This window comes from Bradyrhizobium sp. S3.7.6 (assembly GCF_054061875.1).
Genome location: NZ_JBSSEQ010000003.1, coordinates 144387 through 160662, shown reverse-complemented (window position 1 = coordinate 160662; position 16276 = coordinate 144387). Strand labels below are relative to the sequence as shown.

The 16276-nt window shown below is 58.9% G+C and carries 11 protein-coding genes and 4 pseudogenes; 8 read left to right on the top strand and 7 right to left on the bottom strand.

Going from position 1 to position 16276, the window contains the following annotated elements:
* Nucleotides 1–203: 203 nt before the first annotated feature.
* The 3 genes and pseudogenes from ACVJ5M_RS44350 to ACVJ5M_RS44340 all read left to right on the top strand — a co-directional run bounded on the left by ACVJ5M_RS44350 (nt 204) and on the right by ACVJ5M_RS44340 (nt 3736).
* A complete protein-coding gene (locus tag ACVJ5M_RS44350) occupies nt 204–1133 on the top strand; it encodes a TauD/TfdA dioxygenase family protein (protein WP_354079594.1) in 930 nt (309 codons plus the stop codon).
* Between the two features lie 278 nt (nt 1134–1411).
* Nucleotides 1412–2042: pseudogene (locus ACVJ5M_RS44345) on the top strand (polysaccharide deacetylase family protein); the annotation flags it as partial.
* Between the two features lie 1124 nt (nt 2043–3166).
* Nucleotides 3167–3736 carry a GNAT family N-acetyltransferase gene (locus ACVJ5M_RS44340; protein WP_354079596.1) on the top strand — a complete coding sequence of 190 codons (570 nt, stop codon included), beginning with the start codon at nt 3167–3169 and terminating at the stop codon, nt 3734–3736.
* 486 nt (nt 3737–4222) lie between these two features.
* On the opposite strand, the pseudogene ACVJ5M_RS44335 reads toward ACVJ5M_RS44340, so the two are convergent.
* A pseudogene (locus tag ACVJ5M_RS44335) lies at nt 4223–4476 on the bottom strand (hypothetical protein); the annotation flags it as partial.
* On the opposite strand from ACVJ5M_RS44335, the pseudogene ACVJ5M_RS44330 reads away from it, so the two are divergent.
* Nucleotides 4468–4811, top strand: a pseudogene (locus tag ACVJ5M_RS44330) (transposase); the annotation flags it as partial. The pseudogenes ACVJ5M_RS44335 and ACVJ5M_RS44330 sit on opposite strands and share 9 nt — an antisense overlap.
* A gap of 389 nt (nt 4812–5200) precedes the next feature.
* Here the strand turns inward: ACVJ5M_RS44330 and ACVJ5M_RS44325 are convergent.
* The 3 genes and pseudogenes from ACVJ5M_RS44325 to ACVJ5M_RS44315 form a co-directional block, all read right to left on the bottom strand.
* A complete protein-coding gene (locus ACVJ5M_RS44325) occupies nt 5201–5707 on the bottom strand; it encodes a hypothetical protein (protein WP_354079598.1) in 507 nt (168 codons plus the stop codon).
* Entirely contained in the window at nt 5667–6308 is a 642-nt protein-coding gene (locus tag ACVJ5M_RS44320; RefSeq protein WP_456679748.1) for a TlpA disulfide reductase family protein, read from the bottom strand. Before ACVJ5M_RS44320 ends, ACVJ5M_RS44325 begins: the two co-directional genes overlap by 41 nt.
* Nucleotides 6309–7121: 813 nt before the next feature.
* Nucleotides 7122–7711: pseudogene (locus ACVJ5M_RS44315) on the bottom strand (IS630 family transposase); the annotation flags it as partial.
* 43 nt (nt 7712–7754) lie between these two features.
* Between ACVJ5M_RS44315 and ACVJ5M_RS44310 the strand changes: the two are divergent.
* A complete protein-coding gene (locus ACVJ5M_RS44310) occupies nt 7755–8012 on the top strand; it encodes a LexA family protein (RefSeq protein WP_354079600.1) in 258 nt (85 codons plus the stop codon).
* A gap of 39 nt (nt 8013–8051) precedes the next feature.
* On the opposite strand, the gene ACVJ5M_RS44305 is transcribed toward ACVJ5M_RS44310, so the two are convergent.
* Both ACVJ5M_RS44305 and ACVJ5M_RS44300 read right to left on the bottom strand, forming a co-directional pair.
* Nucleotides 8052–8225 carry a hypothetical protein gene (locus tag ACVJ5M_RS44305; RefSeq protein WP_354079602.1) on the bottom strand — a complete coding sequence of 58 codons (174 nt, stop codon included), beginning with the start codon at nt 8223–8225 and terminating at the stop codon, nt 8052–8054.
* A gap of 397 nt (nt 8226–8622) precedes the next feature.
* On the bottom strand, nt 8623–8781 hold the full coding sequence (locus ACVJ5M_RS44300; RefSeq protein WP_354079604.1) for a transposase domain-containing protein: 159 nt from the start codon (nt 8779–8781) through the stop codon (nt 8623–8625).
* Nucleotides 8782–9183: 402 nt separating this feature from the next.
* Between ACVJ5M_RS44300 and ACVJ5M_RS44295 the strand changes: the two genes are divergently transcribed.
* The 3 genes from ACVJ5M_RS44295 to ACVJ5M_RS44285 all read left to right on the top strand — a co-directional run bounded on the left by ACVJ5M_RS44295 (nt 9184) and on the right by ACVJ5M_RS44285 (nt 12718).
* Nucleotides 9184–10422 (top strand): cytochrome P450, encoded by a 1239-nt coding sequence (locus ACVJ5M_RS44295; protein ID WP_354079631.1) that lies wholly within the window; start codon nt 9184–9186, stop codon nt 10420–10422.
* 860 nt (nt 10423–11282) lie between these two features.
* Nucleotides 11283–12374, top strand: coding sequence for an IS5 family transposase (locus tag ACVJ5M_RS44290; protein ID WP_354081279.1), 1092 nt, complete (start codon nt 11283–11285; stop codon nt 12372–12374).
* The gene (locus ACVJ5M_RS44285) at nt 12374–12718 is read left to right on the top strand and encodes a hypothetical protein (protein WP_354081277.1); all 345 of its coding nucleotides are present in this window, start codon (nt 12374–12376) and stop codon (nt 12716–12718) included. The genes ACVJ5M_RS44290 and ACVJ5M_RS44285 overlap by 1 nt, the downstream gene beginning before the upstream one ends.
* Before the next feature lie 537 nt (nt 12719–13255).
* Here the strand turns inward: ACVJ5M_RS44285 and ACVJ5M_RS44280 are convergent.
* The gene (locus tag ACVJ5M_RS44280; protein ID WP_354081250.1) at nt 13256–14581 is read right to left on the bottom strand and encodes a DUF3422 family protein; all 1326 of its coding nucleotides are present in this window, start codon (nt 14579–14581) and stop codon (nt 13256–13258) included.
* Between the last annotated feature and the right edge of the window lie 1695 nt (nt 14582–16276).

Genomic DNA, 16276 nt, shown 5'->3' with positions numbered 1-16276 from the left:
TCACGGGTTCGGGTTGGAAAGAGGAGGGGGCAGCATTTCGAATTATCATCCGATCAGCTAGCTGACGGACCTTCACAGCTTCGTTTTCCGACTGGCATGGTGCTTGCTCGAGAGTACCGTAGCGCGATGTGGGTCGCCTTCGAAACCGAGTGACATGCGCCCTCGTCCGTTTGAAGAATCCGCAACGCTTGGAGAAGTTCGCAATGAGAGAAACGGCTTCGACTGATAGTGTCATTCCACCGACCGACGTCGTCAAGCGCGCAGCGCGCATCGGTATTGAAATCGGAAATGTCAAGCTCTCGGGTGATCTACCGAGCCAAACCGTCGCTGCGATCAACAGCTTGCTGCTCGAACACAAGGTGATCTTTCTCCGCGATCAGGGGCATCTTGATGACGCGGAGCAGGAGCGCTTTGCCGCTTGTTTGGGAAGGCTGGTGCCGCATCCGACGCTCGGTACCATCAATGGAACGACCTCGATCATCGAGCTTGATTCCGCGCGCGGAGGTAGTCGGGCTGATGTATGGCACGCCGATGGAACGTTTCTCGCGGCCTATCCCAAACTTGCGGTTTTGCGAGCCGTTGTGATCCCAGCATCCGGTGGCGATACGATTTGGTCGAACGCTGTGTCCGCCTATCTGCATCTGCCACGACCGCTCCAACGGCTTGCCGACGAACTCTGGACCGTTCACAGCAACGCCTTCGACTACGCCGGGACCTGCCGTGTTCGCGAAATCGACCAGAAACATTTTGATGAGGTCTTTACCAAAACGATCTATGAGACCCAGCATCCGGTGGTCCGTGTACATCCCGAGACCGGCGAGCGCGCGCTGGTTCTCGGCGATCTGGTGCAAAGGTTTATCGATATCCCAAAACGCGACGGCCAGAAGCTGTTTGATCTATTCCAGTCCCATATCACGGCGCCCGAGAATACCGTACGCTGGAGCTGGAAAGACGGCGATGTCGCGATTTGGGATAACCGCGCAACGCAGCATTATGCGGTCAACGATTACGGTGACCAGCATCGCGTCGTCCATCGTGCCACAATCGATGGTGACGCGTCCGTCAGCGTCGATGGTCGATGCAGTGTAACGCGCGTCAAGGCGACGAAGCACCCGTCCACGAAGGTTGCCTAGCAGTGTGCGGCAAATTCACATAATGCACCGGTCCTATCGCCTGTTCGCACGAGTTAATGTTTGCGAAGAGCACTTAAATCGAGCACGACGCCACGCGCAATTAGATGGTAGGAGCTAACGCGCCGCAGAGGCGGGAGGCGACCTCCTTGCTGAAGTGAGATGCTAAAGCTCATCTCGGCCTGGCGAAGATGATTCAGGCATCAAGCGGCGCAAATCCGGCCACGTCCGGTTGAGTTGGCCGCGGAGGGGGAGACGTTCGCGGGTCGGACCAAAGAGTTTTTCCTCAGACCGCCCCCTTGGCCGAGCGCGAAATTGTACTGACCTTCGACGATGGGCCCCGGCCGCCGCACACGGAAAAAGTCTGACAGCGCCGCGCGCAGGAGTGCGTCCGGGCCACATTCTTCCTGGTCGGCAAGTCGTCGGCCCAATTCCCGAGCTCGCGCGGCGGCTGGCCGCGCAAGGCCACACCATCGCGCACCACGGATGGTCGCATTCGATGGCGTCGAAGATCAGCTTCAAGAAGGCGAAAGAGGACATCGACCGCGGGATCGCGGCTGACGAAATGGCGCTCCATGGCATATCGACAATTGCGCCCTCGACGCCGTTCCTCCGCTTCCGCAGTTTCGCCTCGACGCCTAAGACGCTCGATCTGCTCCAGGATCGGGGCATCGTCGTGTTTGGAGCGGACCTGTGGGCCAGCGACTGGGAGGAAAGACCCCAGGCCAGGAGTTGAAGCTCATCATCAGCCGATTCAACGCTGAGGGGAAGGGCATCATTCTGTTTCACGACGCAAAGGCACATACCGCCGCGATGATGCCCGCCTTCCTACGGTAGCCGCTCGACAAAGGCCATCACGTCGTTCACATCGTTCCGACGGCGCAGCTGCAGAGGAATGCCGATACGCATTGATATGGAAATGTCACGGCGGCCGCAGAATGGAGTAATCCCGAATCAACTAAGCCTTCGTTCATGCTAGCCGGCGCAGTGATGGAGGCGAATCGCACCTCAGGAAGGCTACGAACCGCAAACCGACGTAGTAGGTTATTTTCGGACGTCTGCCTCATTCTTTGCCGTTTGCGCGCTGGCAGGAGTGCTAGGCGCGCATAGCCCGGCACCTCCATCGTGCAGCAGTACGTGTTCTGGAATGGCAGTAGCCCGCCGCGTCATCGGTAACCTAAGCTTTCTTCTGCTGGCCGAGACCGTCTTACGCTGTAACCCGTGTCCGCAAGCATTAGAACAGTCTTCCAACAGCAGATTCGAAGGGAATGATGGAGACGATCTCGCACGATACGGCCTGACAAATACTCTCGGAAAGCATTGAACCGAAATGCGATGGCTCGCCGAGAACCCGGCTTTGTCAGGGGGCATATTCGATTCGAAGAACACGAGAGAAGCTGGCCTCAATCGCGAGCTGAACGACCAAATCGCACCCGTCATCGGATGTCCGAGATGTTCTACGTCGCGGCAACAAATGGCGCGTCAGACGAGAAATTAGAAAAAACCGATTGTCTGAACATAAGAAAAACAGTTTGTCTTGGACTCGCGCGTTGGACGGGTTTCTGAGAGCATTGATTTCGGGCAATGCTGGTCAGCGACGCTCATGATGCTCGCGCGCAGCCATCGCAATGGGGCCGCTGAACGTCATTGCTTGGAATTGGACCGGAAACATCGCTGGTCGGCCTGCCGCTCGAGCTGCTGTAAAATGGGGAAAGTAGGTCCAAATCCGTGTTCGCAAGCGGTCAGCCGCACTGCTGCAACGTACGAGTTTGAACACGATGTGGGGCGATACGCAGGTCCAAATTTCGAGAGCGCTCCGTGCGACTATTACAATGTTCGACAAGTTATCTTTCGATTTTCTGAGATATTTGTGGCTGGGAGCGACACGAAGACGCTATCACCTCAGTGTGACCTGAGGCGTCATCTGACCGTCAACCGTGCGGCATATCTGTTCGAATCGGGTGCTACGGCAGCCCCTGCGCCGATGCGCCGCCGGACGAGGTCGTATGTTGGTTCAACTTGGAAGAGGTTATGACATGGTGACCACGCGTGAAGTCTCTGTCGATGACGCCACAACGGTGACCCACATGGTTGCTGCTCTGCTTGCCGAACTTGAGGGCGGACAAAAGCAGGGCGGACTAAATACCCAGCTTGTTGTCGACCTACTGGCCATGAAAGAGCGCATCTATGGGTTTCTGGCATTCACGGAGGGACGCCCGGTCGGCCTCATTATGTTGTCGGAAAGCGCCGCCCTTTTTGCGGGCGGAACCTACGGCATTATCACCGAACTCTACGTGGTGCCGGAGCAGCGCTCGATTGGGGTCGCGATGCGTCTCATTGAGGCTGCGGTGGGCCTGGGTACGCTAAAGGGCTGGGGCCAGCTTGAGGTGGGGGCGCCGAGGCAGCCCATATGGAGCCGTAGTCCCTGCTCAGCATTGTACTTGAAGGCCGGCTTTGCAGAAATCGGCCCACGCCTCAAGTTGCCGTTACGCGGCTTAGCTAGTCATCGTGCGAAACGTAGTGCAGCGGGGAGATCGCGGTTAGATCCTCGGCGGCAACGCGCGCCAAGCCGCTGTATCCCGGATTCGTCTTCGACATTTGCGTGAGCGTCGATGTGCCGGCACCCTGTTGACTCGCGATGGATTTGGTGATGCCGGATTTGAGTCCGCCCGCCAAATCGGAGAGCACCGGCGCATCTCAAACCCCTCATTCTGAGTGAGCTGATCCGCGCGCCCAGCTCGAAGGGACATGAACGCTGCGCGCAGGGCCAGCCTCTGCGCAGCGATGAAACATCTGTACCTGGCCAGTCTCCCAGGGCGTACGGATCGGACGGCTTACGAAAGGCTCACGAGCTCGCCCCATCCGTTGACCTGTTCTTGGCCGATTTAGTATTCTTCGCGCTCACTTGCGCTGGCGTCGCACTGACGAGCTGTTCGTACACGAGTATATGTCGCGCCCTCGGTGTTGATCAAAAAGACCCGTGCATTGGGGCGATCGGATCTTCCACGTAAATCGCCAGACCACTTCCTGAATCTCGGCAGAGCTACCGGCGACCTGTCTTGCTGGGCTGGTAAACCCGAGGTACCCCGCAACTACGTCCCACGTCGAATGACATGCGTCGGGCCGTGCTCCGCCTCGGCAAGCGGATAGGCTGGTTGGCCGCTAGAAAGGGCGAAAGGGCGTTCAATAAGGACTTACCGAACGCAGGCGTGAGCTTGCCGCGGTGAATTACGTTTCCTTGTGACCCTTCGCAGCTTGGGCGCTGCCAGTGCCGATTGTGGCCGCGCTGTTTATTGGACTTCACGTGGCAAGTGGCAAAGCCGTCGTCATCCAGAGTCGCCAACTGCAGGATAATTTATCGACCCACTCGGCCGGCGCCCTGTATCAGACTACGGCTCGAGTTCCACTACACCCAAGCACGCAAGCTGGCTCAACATGGTCGAGATCGAGATCGGCGTCCTGCGCGGTCAGTGCCTGGATCGCAGGATCGACAATCCCAAACGACTGCGCCGCGAAATCACAGCCTGGGAGCGAGGGCGCAATGCCGCCCGCTCAAGCATCAATTGGACGTTCACAACAGACAACCCGCGCCAAATGGGTCGCGCCTATCCCGCCACTTCCAAAGAGTCAAAACCTCTGTGCCGCGGCATTAGTGCGATCCTTCCTCAATTGCCGCGCTAGGGGCTTTGTTCAATCTACCAACAAAAATGCAGGGTTTGGTGGCCTCAACCTCCCAATCCCTGCAATCTCAATGCCTCCGCATCCGAAAACACGACTCCCGCTCAGTCGCTTAGAAGCTTGCTCACGGACGACCAAGCAGTAACCAGACACCCAGCAAAGACGGGCCGCAGGGCGTCGCATCGCTAGTTGTGGGCTAGGTCTTCCTTGTGACCCGCGTGTCGCAATCGCCCTGAATGATTCTGCTGGTCGCGAGCGCTTCGAAGGCGCTTACATAGCCCCGATCGTGCATTTTCGACTAACATCCCCCTTCATGTCTGCTCCTGCGGCTGCACTTTGGGAGCTCCAGCCGACTCTTCCTGCGAAATCGAACAAGAAGCGCTGCAACAAACCTACTCGCCCCTGTAGGTGGCCAAGGTTTGGAGCAACTGCGGCATATAATACTTCTTCATAGCGTCCGGCACTTTCGGATTGGCTAGTCGTGTCATTTCCCGCTCTATCAGCTCGATCGCGCGTTGCTTGTCACCCTTCTCGTAGTAATACTGAGCGAGCGCCCCATGAGAATAGAAATTGACGCCACCGCTGGCTTGCCCAGGATTGAGGATATGTTCCAACACATCCTTGCCGATCGCAAAGCGTTCCGCACGCGGAAGGTGGGCCTTATCGTTCTCCCGATCAAACAGTTGTTCCATGACGAAAATCAGCCCACGCTCAGCCTCTGACTGTTTCTTAATCGCGTCTCGAACCATTTGGTGTAAAACCTGGAAACCGGTCGCCGTGTCGCGCATTTTGTGAAGCAACAGATCCGCATGAATCTGCCGGAAGATGAGAGTGTCCGGCATGGCGGCAATGCCCTTCTCAACCGCTGAGAGCGCTGCCGGCCAATCCTTTGCTTCCATTGCCGGTTGAATCGTCTCGAGGATCGGGAGTGCGCGCGCTATGGTCTGCCGCGATCCGTTCCGCATCAGTGGCTTTAGCCTCATCGCTGCCGCGCCAAGTGTCGTTGAAAATTTTCGGCAAGACGGCGTCGATGTCGATCGGATGACCGATAAAGGCAATGTGGCCGTCGCGGTCGACGATGAACAATGTCGGAACCCCGAGAGAGGAGCTGGCATCCATCCAAAGCTTGTTCATTTCGCCCGTACTGTCGAACCCGATTCGATAGTTCAGATTTGAGACTTTTTCAGTCAACCAGGCGTCCAACTTGGTGCGAGCCTGATCCGGCGTTGGTGCTTCTTCACTAGCTGCGATTCCGACGACCTCAAGTCCTTCGTCTTTGTATTCTGACTGCAGCTCTATCAGATGAGGGATCGCCCGCACACATGGACCGCACGAAGTTGACCAAAATTCGACGATGTACACTTTCCCTGGCTGGAAGTTCGTGAGGGGCGCGCCACGCAGCCAGTTCTCGACTTTGAGCGAAGGAGCGGGGGACGCCAAGCATAGCTGCTGCATGTAATTCTCTTCAAAGTTACTCGTTGCGCGACCTTGTCGGTTCACCTTTAGCAATCACCGTGCCAGGCTGTCCGTGCGCACTAAGCACATGACAAAGCTTTGAAAAACATCCACACGCCCAGTAAGGTCCCATGTATGTAACCCGACAAGCCGCGTCGGCGTCGGATTTCGGGCACGCATCGCGACCTTCGTGCCGCCAGAAGATCGTCTTGCGATGTGCATCAGCGAGCCGCGCTGCACCAGTAGGAGGCGCGTGAGAATACGGATGGTGCCCGCTGACCGACAAATTCCAAGGGTCCGGTCGTGGACAACAGCGGTCAGCATCGGATGCGGCACTATCTTTCCGAGCCGAACCAGCAAAGCTGCCTGTCGGCGTGGTCCAGATGACCGCGGACCGATCTCGAGATCGGACTCGCAAGCACGAAAACTGGTGCGAGCATTGCTTGAACATAGGGAAACCAACTCAATCTCGCCAGAGCGAGGCGGAGAATATTGAATTCGAACCCGCGGCACATTGGCTTGCATGCCCCGTAGATGGGCACCGTGGACGCGGTCTGTCTGGTTAACATTCGCCCCACATCCTCGAGAACGCGTTGTCCAGGCTGACTGAAGATTCTGTGCGAAGGATATGTCGAACCTTCTTAGTCTCCTCGTCAACGCCTTCAGTCTCCGCGCGAACAAGCCAACGGCTTCGCGGCGCTAGCAATACAACCACTGACTCTAGATGAGCCTCATGACTCGGTTGCCGCTCACGATCGCGTGAATCGCCTAAGGAGGTGAGTTGTAGATGCGTGCAGCTGCGCGCCTGCTCAATGTGCCGCTCGCAGATCAGGTCGATCACTCGCGAGATGCACCAGACTGACGCGCCTCGCCGATGAGTTGCACCGGGCTTTCGTCGAAGCACACGAACGGCCGCTTGGCATCGGGCGCTTCGGCATAGAGCTCGAGCACGTCTTCCATGCGGGCGACGTATTCGCCATCGACCTTCGGAATGCACCACATGTCCTTGCGCCAGGGCTTGAGGTCATTTTCGGCCAGGCGCCGCCGAACGTCTCGTGCGTCAGGCTCTTGTGCTCGGTGAGCTTGACCATCGCGCCTGCCAGCAGCTCAAGCGTCCAGCGGGCGCGGCCCTGGGGTGGGCTGGTACAGGCTGTCGCCACCAGCAAGGCTTCTTCCTTGCTCGTAAATTTGCGCTCCGCTCCGGGATGCGGCTCTTCGCTCAGCGCCCGCTCCAGATTACCTTCCACGAAGCGTCGCTTGGTCCGGTACACGGTCGAGCCGCCCACCCGGACGCTCCTTGCGATCTCCTCGTCGCTGGCGCCGGCATCGGCGGCTAGCAAAATCTGCGCTCGCTTGAGCTTGCGCGAGACAGGCTTGCCGCCGTTGAGCAGTGCCCTGAGTTCCGTGCGCTCGATTTGGCCGAGGTCGACCCGAGAGCGTACATTCATGGCGTGCCTCCGTGTTCGAGGCACGCACAAACAACGGAATCGGATGGCCGGCGTGAGTCCTTCGGCAGAACCCTTCACGACCAAGCAGGGGCAGTACCTCGCCTTTATCGACCGCTATACGCGGCTGCACCGCAGACCCCCGGCCGAAACCGACATGCAGGAATATTTCCGCGTCAGCCCACCCTCAGTTCACCAGATGCTGCTGATGCTGGAAGGAGCCGGCCTCATCACAAGGCAGCCAAGGACTCCTCGCAGCATCGAGGTTCTCGTTGATCCGAAACTCCTGCCCGAGCTAATCTGACCGGCGGTCGCAACCGGTCAAACTCACTGTGCAGAACCACTAGTACTGGCGGATGGCCTCGACGGGCGGCGGAATATCGGCGTAGGCGCGCCGCGTCTCGCGGCCGCTTTGTGGTGCTCCGAGCAGCGACTGTCCCTGATCGTCGGCACGGTGCAGCAGAATAGGCAGAAGCAGGCCGTGATTTACGTTGCTGCGTCCAGCAATGGCGCCCACGCCGATAGTTTGAATCGCATCACGGCATAAACCTCCTGACACCAAGGACGCGAATCGACGTCGCGATTGGCTTTGCGGCGGTGCATCGGCTCGAACAGGCGATGCGTGGTCGAAAGGATTTGGCCGATCTGGTTATGGCGCAGCGCAACGGCGGAGATCGCGGCAAACTCCGGGGTGCCGCCGTAGTTGAAAGCATCGGCATCAATGGAGCAGCGGCCAGATCCAGTCGAGCGGGCTCATGACATCGGTCCGGCCACGATCGCGGCGACGTGACCGTCGAGCATGGGAAGACTTGTGGCCGCAGGATGCTGATCGACGCGAGCCCGCAGCCATCGTTCGAGCAACGCAATCGGCATCGCGGCGGCGGTCATCGACGATGCTTTATGGCGACGTGGGCTCACGCAGCGGCCTGCGCAGCGCGCTGGCGGGCCGCCTTCCAGTTCCAGGCGAGCAGCTCGTGCAGCTGATGGCTCTCGGTTGCCCCGGAGGCGATGCGGTCCAGCACGTCAGTCAGGTAGACCTGCGGGTCGAGCTCATGGAGCTTTGCCGTGTTCACGATCGGCTCCAGAGCCGCCCAGCTGTCGGCGCCACCTTCGCTGCAAAGGGCGTGCCCGCCCGAGAGAATGAGGATAAGCGGCTGCGTGCCATAGCTGCAAGTGCTTGCGTCCTGAATTGACTACCACAAAATCAGGCGTTCGTACACCTCCCAAGTCCGATAGGGGAGCTTCGCCCGCTTTGCCGTTATTCTGCGTCGACGGGGGTCGAGCCAAGGTCGACCCAACTTCGCCGTAACATGATTTCAGATTTCAGAGCTCCCGCGAACCCGAGCCATGGACATGCGTCACACATTGTTAGTGCACCACCCAAGCTCGTTGTGTTTCGACCGAGTTTTCCAGCGAACTCTAGAGCGCACTCAGCTGAGCAAGCACAATTGCTGGCCAATGTCCGCGAGACAACCATGATAGCATTATCGGCAGAGAACGCCTGCGAGAAGGCTGATACCCCGCTGAGCCGCCTTGATGTAAGCGAGCCCAAGCGCTTTAAGGATGATACCGTTTGGCCTTGTTTCGAGCGCCTGCGAAGGGAAGATCCCGTCCATTATTGCGGAGACAGCCCATACGGACCATATTGGTCGATAACAAAATACCGCGACATCATAGCCGTGGACTCAAATCACACAATATTCTCATCAGAGCGAAGCGTCACAATTGTCGACCCGCCGGAGGAGTATTGGACCCCCAGTTTCATCAAAATGAGTCCTCCTGTCCATGCTCAGCAGCGTAAGACTATCAGTCCGATAGCGGCATCGGAGAATCTGGCGAATCTTGAAGGCTTGATTCGCTCGCGGGTTCAGAAGATCTTGGACGGTTTGCCGCGCAATGATACCTTCAACTGGGTCGACAGGGTCTCGATCGAGTTGACGACCCAAATGCTGGCCACGCTGTTCGATTTTCCATTTCAGGATCGACGGTTGCTGACCTACTGGTCGGACGTAGCTGCCTTGACGCCGCAAATGGGCGACCAGATCGACAGCTGGGAAAAGCGAAAGGTGGTGCTGTCGGAGTGCCTGGACTATTTCACACGGCTTTGGAGCGAACGGGTCAATTGCGAACCGCGCGCTGACCTGATCTCGATGATGGCGCATTCGCCGGCGACGCGAAACATGGAACCGCGCGAGTTCCTGGGCAACCTCATTCTGCTGATTGTTGGAGGCAACGATACAACGCGCAACTCAATCACCGGTGGCGTCTTGTTCATGAGCCAAAATCCGTCCGAACTGCGAAAACTCCGAGATGACGCTTCGCTACTGCCCGGGGCGGTATCCGAGATTATACGATACCAAACGCCTATCGCGCACATGCGCCGGACGGCTGTGGACGATTTGACGATAGGCCACAAGCAAATCAGGCGAGGCGATAAAGTTGTGATGTGGTATATCTCTGGCAACCGAGACGACGAAGTCATTGCGAACCCCAACAGCTTCATCATTGATCGAGACAATGTACGACAACATCTCTCATTTGGATTTGGGATTCATCGTTGCGTGGGTAGGCATCTCGCAGAGCTGCAGCTGAAAATCCTGTGGGAGGAGATGCTGAAACGATCTCTGGAGGTAAAGGTGGTGGGGGAACCGGAGCGAGTTGAATCTAATTTTGTGCACGGTTATTCCGCACTGCCGGTGCAGATTCCAGGTTAGTCTCGGTTGCGAGCGACAATCAACACTGGTCGTGCAGAACCGGCGGTTAGGATCACGGCCTGGTGGAGACCAGTTGTCTGGGTAAGTTCACCGGCGTTGCGTTGAGGGCTTGTGGTTTTTTCGAAGAGTGCGGACAAGGCCACAGCGTCGTTATCCGGTCGAAGACGCTGGCCAGCCGTACCGATAACGTCACGCCGCCGATTGTCGCATCGTTGTTACTGGAGAGCTTGGCGCCGCGCGCCGCACGAGCTCGGGAAATTGGGCCGACTTTCTTGGCCGGTTTAATATTCTTGCGGTCACTTGCGCTGGCGTCGCACTGACGAGCTGTTTGTACACGAGACGATATGTCGCGCCCTCAGTGTTGATCAGAAAGACCCGTCAATTGGGTCTAAGACCAATCTCGCCACCAAGGTCGGGTCAGAAGCAGCCTGCAGTACGGCTCCGAGGCTGCGAGGCCAACACCACCACTTTCGCCTGCAACTACAGCGATAGCTAGCCCTCGGATTTGCCAGACGTTTCATCACGCTGATTGCGTCCTCGTCGTCGACAGTCATCAAAACATTCGCTGTGCGCGAAAGGATGCTCCAAGCGACGAGCGAAGGCTCGTAGCATTCGAGCGTCGCCATCAGGGGCGACCGCGACTGGCACGGCTTTGGAACGAAATCCTCCAACCGCTTCATCGTGAACAGCTGCTCCATGAACACGTCGTTCTCGCGCATCGAACCGTTTCGCCAAGGTGGATTGGCAGTCTATCTTTGGCGTAGATATTTCAGCAGACTGCTAGCAGGCTGTTGAAAAAGGCACTCGCCGTCGACCGGCGACCGTGATTCATTGGCTCCGACGAGATTCGGAGATGGTGCGTGCGCGGCGGGGACAATCGAACGGGCGAGCTGTTCAGCTACGTTGACCTGGAGGCGCGGGTGCGGCGTGATCATCCGCTGCGAGCGACCCGGACGATTGTGAACGAGGCGCTGTCGGCGCTGGAGCGCGAGTTTGCCGCGCTCTATTCGCCGATTGGGCGGCCGTCGATCCCGCCGGAGAAGCTGCTGCGGGCGATGCTGTTGCAGGCGTTTTACTCGATCCGCTCGGAGCGGCTTCTGATGGAGCGGTTGGAATACGACCTGCTGTTCCGTTGGTTCGTCGGAATCGGCGTCGACGAGGCGGTCTGGGACCATTCGGTGTTCTCGAAGAACCGCGACCGACTGCTGGAAGGCGACATTGCGGCGAAGTTCCTGGCCGCGGTGCTGTCGCAGCCCAAGGCGAAGAAGCTTCTGTCGAGCGATCACTTCTCGGTCGATGGCACGCTGATCGAGGCTTGGGCCTCGATGAAGAGCGTCAAGCCTAAGGACGGCGCGGGCGAGCCGCCGGCGCAAGGCGGCGGGCGCAATGCCGAAGCGGACTTCCATGGCCAGAAGCGCTCGAACGACACCCATGCTTCGACCACCGATCCGGACGCCAGGCTGTACCGCAAGGGCAAAGGCAAGGAGACGAAGCTGTGCTTCATCGGGCACGGACTGATGGAGAACCGCCACGGCCTGGTGGTCGACACCTGCCTGACGCTGGCTGACGGGCATGCCGAACGGGTGGCCGCGCTACACATGATCGAGCCTCGTGCTGATCGGCCGACAGCGATCACGCTTGGCGCCGACAAGGCCTACGACACAGAAGACTTCGTCAATGAGCTGCGCTCGATGAACGTGACGCCGCATGTTGCGCAGAACACCAGCGGCCGCAGCTCTGCGATCGACGGGCGAACGACCCGGCACGGCGGCTATGCCGTCAGCCAGCGCATCCGCAAGCGCATCGAGGAGGCATTCGGCTGGATCAAGACGGTAGCCGGGCAAGAGAAGACCAGCTTCCGTGGCCGTGATCGCGTAGCATGGGCTTTTACCTTCGCTGCCGCCGCCTACAATCTGGTGCGGCTGCCCAAACTGATAGCGGAGACCGGCTGATGGCCAAGGTGCCCGGCTTCGCAAAGGCCTTTGCCGGCCGCTGGCGCATCGTCGAAATGGACAACTGGGACAGCGACTTCCTCGATCTTGCCGAAGAGGCGCATCTCACCTTCGATGGCAAGTCCGACGGTGAAGTCGCCTTCGGTGCGCTGAAGGGCTTCCTCGACGTCCGCTACGGCGCGCGAGACGATTCGCCCTGCGCGGAGTTCTCATGGGAAGGGCACGACGAGAATGACCCCGTCTGCGGTCGCGGATGGGTTATGATCGGCACTGCTGGCAGGCTCGTCGGCCATTTCTACATACACAATGGCGACGATTCAGGCCTCGTTTGCGAACGCGGCTGAGTTCTTCAACAGCCTGCTAGGCGCCCGCCGCCACGTGCGGGCGACGCTGGCATCAACCGGCGGGCAGATGCGCCAAGGGGGACAATTCCAGGGCCTGAATCTGGCGTGCTCACAAACTTGGAAGCCTGGATTCACTGAAGACAGCCAATGTATCTCTTGCGACAATGCAGAATCGGCACAAGCCATTCATGGAGCTTCGCCGCCTCGGCATCGCGAAGTTCGCCGCATCGAGTGCCACCGGTTCGCCGGCGGGGCTCTGGCGAATGTCCGGGCACCAGCGGTGCAGCACGCCCTGCGCAACCACTCTTTGACGCTCGCGGTCTCTCCGAATATTGGTTCCCCGGCCTTCACTCGGTCGAACCGCCGCGGTACGGACCCGTGTATGCCAGGTGGTGAGGGAAGGGTGGCGTTGCGAGACGTCCCCCTCCCGATCAATTAAAGCGCATATACAGGTTAACCCGTCGAGGCTCTGGCGGCAGCGTCGCACCTCGACTATGCGAGCTTCGTAGGACGGACGCGCTGATTCCCCAAGGGGCATTAGTTACGAGCTACCGAGGACGCGTCGTCGTGCTTGAAGTGCCGCTTTCGGATCTTGTAACTCACCAGCCAGATCACGCCGACGGCGATCGGGACGAAGACTGCGGTTAGGAACGAGGGATCTACTCGCAATCCGACATTGTGCGCGCCCTCGGCAAGATATTTAAACAGACTGACCACGTAATATCCAATCGCTGCGACCGACAATCCTTCGACCGTGCACTGCAGCCGAAGTTGCTGCCTCGTGCGCTCATTTATCGCCTGCAACAGGTCATGATTCTGTTGTTCGATTTCGATGTCGACACGGGTTCGCAACAGATCGGCGGCACGCGCGAGCTTGACCGACAGAGCCGCCTGACGCTCCTCCACGGTCGCGCAGGTCCGCATCGCCGGCGCCATGCGGCGCGCCAGAAACGACGACCAGCTCGGATAGCCCGAGATGTCATTGCCTTCAATGATGGATAGTCGCGATTGGACCAGCTCGTCATAGGCCCTACTGGCGCCGAAGCGAAACAGGCCACCGGTTGCACCTCTTTCGAAGGAGGCGGCCAACGCCGTCAGCTCGGCAAGCAGATGGTTGTTGAATTGCAGCCCCTCACCGCTTTGCATTTCTTCGAGCGCTTGAACAAGACGGCGGTCGATGCGATCAACAGAGGGTGCAAGCTCAAGCGCCGCCGACAGGCCAAGCAGCGCCAACGGACGGTAGGTCTCGATTTCCAGGAGCCGTTGCACCAGCGCTCCGAGATCGTGCGACGTCATTCCGAGGTCGCAGACGAGGATTTTCGTAAAGCCGTTTTCGTCCACGCGGAAGTCTGAGGCGACAACGCCTGCACCGCCCTTTGTGGCAACCATGGCCAGGCTATTTTTGTCAAAAATCTGTTCGGCGCGCTTGGTCGGCGCGGCGCCTTGCTCCACTTCTAACCTGATCGCGACCAGCAATTGACCCGTCTGCCGCAACGCTCGGATCAGCGATCGGACGGTATCATCAACGTTCCTGAATTGGTGAGCGGCAGGACCATTTGTGTTAGTCCAGATCCAGGTGAATGTTGTAAATTCCGAATGCTGCTCCCAGCGCAGCATAGCGGGCCCGATGACAATCTGATGATGTTTCGCCGATTGCTTAGGCGGCCGCAGATTGCGCTCCAGGCAGAAATCGATAAAACGGCAGCGATCGATTGCGGCCGCCTCGCCTTGCGCAAGAACAGCGAAGTGGATCACGCTGAATGGCGAGACAAGGCGCGAGAAAGGGCGCGCGTGCACTTCGCCGAGCACGGCGTCGCGTTGCGGATGCGGCTTGAAGGTTCGCAAATCCAGTTCATCGATCATCTATTGACGCCTCGCTTCAGAGTTGAGAAAGCAACCGTCAGCCTTGACGCGAAAGGCATTGGCGGTGCTGGAAACCGGGTGCGCGCGGCAACGCGCCGATCAAGTCATGTCGAGATCGATACCGAGGTCGCCTTGAGATTGGGAAAGAGGTCTTGCGGGAGCAGGATCAGGCCGAGCAAATTGAGGCGGAACAGCCTCAGCCAGGCTTCGACAGACGCCGTCAACGACGTCTGTCGGGTACGGTCCGGTGTCTATGGCAAAATGTCGGCATTGTGGATCAATGCGTGTAGCGGTGCGCCAGCAGGCGGTTCCGCGACCTCGGCAGTGACGTGCGGCACTGTCCGACGAATGCTTAGATCGACGTGGACATGGTTGTTTGTCTCCGAATCCCACGGACATCGCCCACCACCGAAGGGTTGCCCCGTGCAAGTAAGGATGCGCCGGCCCTCTTCTGAAAACAGGTTTTCGATGACATGACCGACGCCGCGCGAGGTGGTGGCAAGCGGCAGCGTCTTCCGTTCTCCCAGCGGGGTGCAGGCACGCGACCTCCGGTGCGGCTACCGCATTCTCGATTGACAGATCGATGCCCAAACACGACTCCCATCCTGTTGCCGCCGCCAAACTTCCTGGCGAGGAGAGCCGCTGCAGGATTTGGGCCAGCACGATAGAAGGGGCACGCTCGCGTCTTTCCTTGCGCAATGTGGCTTTCGAACATAGTCGAAGGCGGGTTTCAGACATTAAGCGCGTTTGTATTCTGACAGAATCCGCCGGTGGCGCAGGCCACAGGAAATTGCCTGTTTCGGCAAGACGATCGCTGCCCGGCCGCTGCCATTGTTTGAGCGGCCACGCTGTTGTCGGAATTGTCGATGCAGAGCGGGGAGAGTGACCGCGCCCAGACCCGCGGAAGGTCTGCCGATGGCTGATAACGTCACATCGAGCGAGGATGACTGGATCACGGACCCAGAGCGCTCGCCGTCCTCTCTTTGTCGCAACACGCAGAGTAGTGCAAGCGTCGCGGCTCGACCGATTATTGCAGGGAGGCACCTCCACCGAAGAGGCCGTTCGGTGCGCTCGATCCGAACAGAGCTGACATCAATGAAACCGCGGCGATAGCGCCGAGAGGCCCGCCCAACGCAGTCAGTCGTGATTGTCTCTTTGTCCCGACAGGCGCAGATTCCGCTAGCGATCACTGCCTCGTCCACGCGCTCCGCTCACGAGCGTCGCCGGCCGTAGCTGTGATCCGCTATTATTTGGTCGATCACTCACCACGATCGCCATGTATCTGGCCGTTCATGAAAAGCGATTGCGGGCTTTCATGACCGGGCTGGGGGACGATGTCACGGCAGACTGCCGTTTTGAGCTCGTGCCGCCACCAGATTGTCCGAGCGAGGGACCGGCGGTGCGCGATCGGCTGCGCGCGGCGTCATAGGCCGGCGCGCAGATCCTGATTATCGGCGGCCTTCATAAGATGAACACGCTGGTGCAGACTGCTGCCATCGATACAACATCCCAGCGCGTCGTGTTCAGCATTCCGCGGCGACAATGACGAGGCATGGCAGCGGAAGCGTTTCGTGCCGGAGGAGCTCCGCGACCGGCAGCTTGAAGACAGATCGCAGCAATAGGCGCCGCGCGTCTGCAAGGGGTCAAAGGACTTGTACGGGGCGATGCGAAGGCTTTTCGTTGTGAACATCTCCT